Origin of the sequence: Clostridium sp. (genome assembly GCF_016650095.1) — a bacterium.
Taxonomy (GTDB): domain Bacteria; phylum Bacillota; class Clostridia; order Clostridiales; family Clostridiaceae; genus Clostridium_AD.
The window spans coordinates 1-5,683 of the sequence record NZ_JAENWL010000251.1 but is presented as its reverse complement, the minus strand read 5'-3'; the positions used below and the strand labels follow the sequence as shown (position 1 = coordinate 5,683).

General features: G+C 29.9%; 6 protein-coding genes. All 6 read right to left on the bottom strand.

Annotated features, from left to right (window positions below; translation table 11 throughout):
• Nucleotides 1-363: 363 nt before the first annotated feature.
• Complete coding sequence (locus tag JJE11_RS13525) at nt 364-1,071, bottom strand: MgtC/SapB family protein (protein WP_291636471.1); 708 nt, start codon at nt 1,069-1,071, stop codon at nt 364-366.
• A gap of 91 nt (nt 1,072-1,162) precedes the next feature.
• A complete protein-coding gene (locus tag JJE11_RS13520) occupies nt 1,163-1,669 on the bottom strand; it encodes a UPF0158 family protein (RefSeq protein WP_291636469.1) in 507 nt (168 codons plus the stop codon).
• Nucleotides 1,670-1,848: 179 nt separating this feature from the next.
• The gene (locus JJE11_RS13515; RefSeq protein WP_291636467.1) at nt 1,849-2,094 is read right to left on the bottom strand and encodes a DUF1292 domain-containing protein; all 246 of its coding nucleotides are present in this window, start codon (nt 2,092-2,094) and stop codon (nt 1,849-1,851) included.
• A 66-nt stretch (nt 2,095-2,160) separates the two neighbouring features.
• Complete coding sequence (locus JJE11_RS13510; protein WP_291636465.1) at nt 2,161-3,150, bottom strand: biotin--[acetyl-CoA-carboxylase] ligase; 990 nt, start codon at nt 3,148-3,150, stop codon at nt 2,161-2,163.
• Between the two features lie 56 nt (nt 3,151-3,206).
• Nucleotides 3,207-4,076 carry a radical SAM protein gene (locus JJE11_RS13505; protein WP_291636473.1) on the bottom strand — a complete coding sequence of 290 codons (870 nt, stop codon included), beginning with the start codon at nt 4,074-4,076 and terminating at the stop codon, nt 3,207-3,209.
• Nucleotides 4,077-4,803: 727 nt separating this feature from the next.
• Nucleotides 4,804-5,433 (bottom strand): HDIG domain-containing metalloprotein, encoded by a 630-nt coding sequence (locus JJE11_RS13500; RefSeq protein ID WP_291636463.1) that lies wholly within the window; start codon nt 5,431-5,433, stop codon nt 4,804-4,806.
• Nucleotides 5,434-5,683: the final 250 nt, after the last annotated feature.

Here is a 5,683-nt window from a genome sequence, read left to right as displayed (position 1 = left end):
ATCATAATTAAACCCTCCGAATTATAAAGTTTGTATACTATATATATTCGACATTGATGGCCCAAAATCCTTTTTGCCAACAAAAAAATATCCCAATTAAAATTGGGATATTTAACATTTTATGTTTGTCAACAGTCTGAGAGCACTTATTGATAAGTGCTCTCTTTTGTTTTATAGATTTCTGATAATAATTTTCTTTTATTTTAATTATGTTATCACCCCCTTTGACATACAATATAAGGGGGTGATAATTATGAGTAAATTTAAAAAACTACTTTATACATTAATTCTTATATTAATAATTGAGGTCCTTATAATATATACAGTATATAAATAAGTAAATTTCTAATCCTTATTTTTTCATCATAATATAGTTACTTTGTGTATTTCTTCAAAAGTACATAATTTTTGCACAATTCCACTACTTTTAATATGCCTAGGTGCTAAAATTGTATACATTGTTGTACTATATTCTAAATCTTCTTCTTCATCGTCATCCCCAATTAAAAATTCTATATTTTTAACTTTAATACTCATACCATCAAAGTACTCTTCTAATTTTTCTACCATGTTTTTCTTGTTACCATATTGGATTTCTATTTTAAGAATGTTAGTGTTTTTAAAAAGCTTAGCTTCAAAAGTTTTAAGATATACTAATACTATAAAAACAACTATAGTTGATAATATAGACAAGGTGTAATAACCTAGACCAACCGCAAGCCCAATACATGCCACTGTCCATATACTCGCAGCAGTAGTAAGCCCTTTTATTGACCCCTTCTCATGAATAATAGTGCCTGCTCCTAAAAATCCTACTCCTGTTATAACTTGCGCCCCAAGTCTTCCAATATCTACTTTCATAGCAGTTTGGAGTTCTGGATGCCACATTATCATATTGGTCATTTCTTGAATTGAATATAATTGTATCATTGAGGTAATAGCCGCACCCAAACATACTAGAATATGCGTTCTAAAACCAGCTGGCCTATTTTTATGTTCTCTCTCATACCCAATTAAGCCACCAACTGCAACTGCAAGCGCAAGTCTTATTGCTACTTCATATACTGACATGTATACACCCCCAAATAACTTTATCATATTCTATTATAATTAAAATATGATATATGCATATTACATATACCATGTTTCACCTTTAATTGTTTTAATTTAAGTACTTTAGCTCAATACCATTTGACTTTAACCACTCACTAACAAATACATTTATACAATTGTCTTCATATTTATACCATTCATCGGTTTCGCACCCATCTGTTTCATTTTGTTTATCCATTAGAACATGTTTAAAATGTTTTATAGGTTCATCCTTATTCAATGCCTTTTGTAATTCTAATTTCAAATCAGAATTACAAGTTATACCATTAACATAATCCGTCATTGCACTTATATAGAACTGTTCCTCTAACAGAGGAGTTCTCAAATATCTATTAGCCTCATCTTCACTAATAAGTATAGCAGTGCTAACAAATTCTTTTAACCAATTATCAAAAATATTTTCTTTTAAAGTTCCATTTTCCAAGGCTAAACTTACTTCTGTGGGAATATATATAACCTCACCAGTAATTACGTCTAGAAAGCTTTTCCCTAAATTGTCATCAACATGTGAAATTGTTTCTATAAGTGCTTCCATATTAATCTCTACTAGATTCAAAATTTTACCTCCTATCAACAGAATTTATTCATATAAATTACAATTAACTATTCTAACCTAATCTGTTTTCATGTGCCTATTTCTATTTTATCTTAACTAAATATATTTATAATAAAAAACCAATAAACCTTGAAGGTTTATTGGTTATGGGCGATAATCCTTAATGGTTTATTTCCCTATTATTCTTCAGAAAAAGTTGATTCGTATTCTTCTAATACTTTAGCAAATTCCTCTTCATCTTCTACTGCAATATATTCTTCTTTACCGCCTACATTCTCAATTTTATAAACAAAAGCATCCTCTTCTTCTCCTACAGGAGCTAATAAAGCGTATTTATTTTCATCAAATTCAATGATTTCGACTAATTCAAAATCAACCTTTTCTCCATCTTCATCTAACATTGTTATAATTTTATTATCTTCCATAACCAATCTCCTTTCAAACTTATTAACCACATTATACCGTTAATCTAATTAATATGATAGTGTAATTTACTTATTATGTCCATAAATTCCTGTAATAGAAACTTCGCCAGAAACAATATATTCTATGATTCCTTTATCATTTTCAATAACTAATTCTCCTTTATCACCTATATCTATTGCTTTAGCCGTTCTTACTTTTCCTCTACTATTTAGTTTAATTTCTTTCCCTATAAGCATAGAGTTCTTTCTACAAACCTCTATAGTTTCTTTTATATCACCATTTTGCACAAAATCATTATACAACTCTTCAAAATTATTTAATACATTAGCAAGCAAAATCTTCCTGTCCATATATTTACCGCTCTCCAATTTAAGTGAAGTAGCTACATCTTTCAGATCAATTGGTATATCATCTTCTTCTAAGTTTACATTTATACCAATTCCCATAGTAAGATAATTAATATGATTTATTTCTCCACTCATTTCTGTTAAAATACCACATACTTTTCTACCATTAAGTACTATATCATTAGGCCATTTAATACTAGTTTTAATTCCCATTTTCATAATAGCCTTTTGGACAGCTGCTGCCCCAAGTAAAGTTATTTGTGATATATTTTCCGTTATTATGTTTGGTCTAAGTATTATTGAAATCCATATGCCCTTATGTTTAGGAGATACCCAATTTCGTCCTAGCCGTCCACGCCCTGTTGTTTGTTCTTCACTTATTATAACTGTACCATGTTCTTGTCCAATTTCAGCTAGTTCCTTAGCTTTAGAATTGGTTGACCCTATAGAATCATAGTAAATAATATTTTTACCTATATATTCTGTACTGAGAAAGCTTTTAACCTCTTCAAATGTAAGTATATCCGGTGAGGAAAGTATTCTATAACCCTTTCTTGAAATTGCTTCAATTTCGTAGCCATCCTCTTTAATTATATTGATATATTTCCATATAGCGGCACGGCTAACACCTAAAGCATCACTAATTTTTTGACCAGACACAAAATCATTTCCACTATCCTTAAGTAGCTTAAGAATTTTTTCCTTCATAATACCCACACCCTTTTTTTGTTTTACCAAGCTCTTACGATACTAGTTTGGTCAGATTATAACCTTCTATATTCCTCTTGCTTATATTTATGTTTCCCTTTTAGTGCAAGATCAATGTCCTCTAATAAATTATTTTTATCTTGTGGTAATGTACCCGCAAGTGCCACATAATTTGAGGCATGATTACTTCTAAAAATACAGTTAGTAACTTCTACATTTTCAATGAACTCCCTTAGTTCATACATTATTTCTTCTGGTGTTAATAAATGAAAAATATCATTCTGTATATCTTTATATATAGGGGTTCCAGGCTCTAACATTAAAGTTAAAAAGCCTACATAATCTGGATTTATAGCACTTATAAGTTTCGCAGATTCTATTGCATTTTCACTGATTTTTTCATTGCCACCTATACCTGAAATCAAAGTAGTAGACAACTTTATCCCGCTTTCTTTTACTTTTTTGCCTGCCATAATCATTTTCTCTGCAGTTACGCCCTTATTTATACTTTTTAATATTTCATCACTTCCAGATTCAACACCTAGATAAACAATGCCAATACCAAGTTCCTTTAGTTCGTGAAGCTCATCTAAAGATTTTCTTAAAATATCATTTGGAGTAGCATAAATCCCCACTCGCGCACACTCAGGAAATAATTCTCTTATTTTTAATAAAATTGATTTCAATTTACTAGTTTCAAGAACTAGAGCATCTCCATCTGCTAAAAACACCTTTTTAACAACTCCACAGGTTAATTTAGCCTGCTGTAAATCTTCCATTATATCCTCTAAATCACGTATTCTAAACTTCTTTTCTTTATACATTCCACAAAAAGTACACCCATTATGTGAACATCCAATAGTAACTTGTACTATAAGACTATATGCCTCACTAGGTGGTCTATATACTGCTCCTTCATATCTCACCATAATCATCTCCAACTTCATAAATTCTCACGCAATCGACCGTGAGTTCTTTTATACTCCCTAAATATTTTTCATTGATCACATTTTAAGTATACCATATGTTTTATGACTTAATAGGAGTTTCTTAGTATCATCCTGAATCATCACCTGCGTTGCTACAATATTAACAATTCAAAAAGAAGATTTACCTCCTTGTAGACCTCTTTGGGCAGATAACAATTATCAATTGTTATCCCCCCTACTCAAGTTCTCTATTTGTTATAACACTATTAAACTCGCACTTATAGAAATATGAGACTTCTTTCCTTTTAAAATGCCGTTAAATTAGATATTTATTAATAAAAATTTATATTATGTAAAATACATTTGAGCAATTCTTAGTAATTCTCAATTATTTTATTTATCTTAGAGTAAGAAAACCTCTTGTTTAATCATATCAAGTTTACAATCTTTAAGGTAAATATGTAACCTTTGTAGATATTCTATAACTAATTTCTACTAAATTTGTGATTTATCTAATCAAAGTATATATTGTGTAAAATGCATTTGAGCAAGCCTTAGTAATTCTTAATTTATTTTATATATGTTTGCGTAAGAAAATCGCATGTTTGAGCAAAGCGAGTTTGCGGTTTTTAGGAAATATATATAAAATAAATTTTAGAATTACTTAGCGATGCGAATGCATTTGTAACAATATATACTTTGATTATTGAACGCACAGAGTAAACTACTTCGAAGATGATAAATACTCTTCACACTTATGTATAAAAGCTTTAATATTTTCTTTCTCCTCTTTGATTTTACTCTCACTTATTTCACCTCTACCAAGCCTATCGCACTTTGATAACAATGCAATTTCACTTATGGATATTTCCTTAGCCATGCTTTTCACATCTCCAAAAGGTAAATCTTTCATTACAAATAGAGTTTGCATATGCCACCTAACCAAAGCTGTAACTCGCTTAATAAATTCACCATCATCCGTAAATACTTCAAGAAATTCTTTGCAAAGCTCTGCACCAACCTTGTCATGATCATAAGATGTTATTTTCCCTTTTCTAACTTTTGTAGTAGGTGCTTTCCCTAAATCGTGTAATAACGCTCCCCACATAAATGCTCTTGGATTCTCACTTGACCCTTTTTCTTGTGCTGCGTTATCTATAACTAACATTGTATGATCCCATGCATTCCCTTCTGGATGATGCTGTGGAGATTGCGGAGTATCTAATAAACTTCTTAATAATGTATAAGGATACTGTGTAAATACGTTTTTATTATTAGCTATTTCATTAAAGTATATAGATGGTTTTTCATCTTCCATTAAATGGATTTCAAATTCTTCAAACATTTTTTTCATAAATTAACTCCTTTCTATTTGTTATTTACAACAATATCACACTTTTATATTATACTATAGCAAAAGAGCAAGTATTTACCTGCTCTTTTGTTATATTACATTTCATTATCTATTTATTTTATATGACTAATATCCACTTTTTTTAGTTTCAAAAACACTTTCATTATATGCACTTTCTTCAACCGTTTGAACTATTTGATTTTTAGATACTTGACCTTGCGACCTTGTGTCTTTCTTAATATAATCACGT

Excerpts from the sequence above, each read along its gene's own strand:
- JJE11_RS13515 (WP_291636467.1), bottom strand. The coding sequence starts at position 2,094 with ATGGAAGATAATAAAATTATAACAATGTTAGATGAAGATGGAGAAAAG.
- JJE11_RS13500 (WP_291636463.1), bottom strand. The coding sequence starts at position 5,433 with ATGAAAAAAATGTTTGAAGAATTTGAAATCCATTTAATGGAAGATGAA.
- JJE11_RS13510 (WP_291636465.1), bottom strand. The coding sequence starts at position 3,150 with ATGAAGGAAAAAATTCTTAAGCTACTTAAGGATAGTGGAAATGATTTT.
- JJE11_RS13525 (WP_291636471.1), bottom strand. The coding sequence starts at position 1,071 with ATGTCAGTATATGAAGTAGCAATAAGACTTGCGCTTGCAGTTGCAGTT.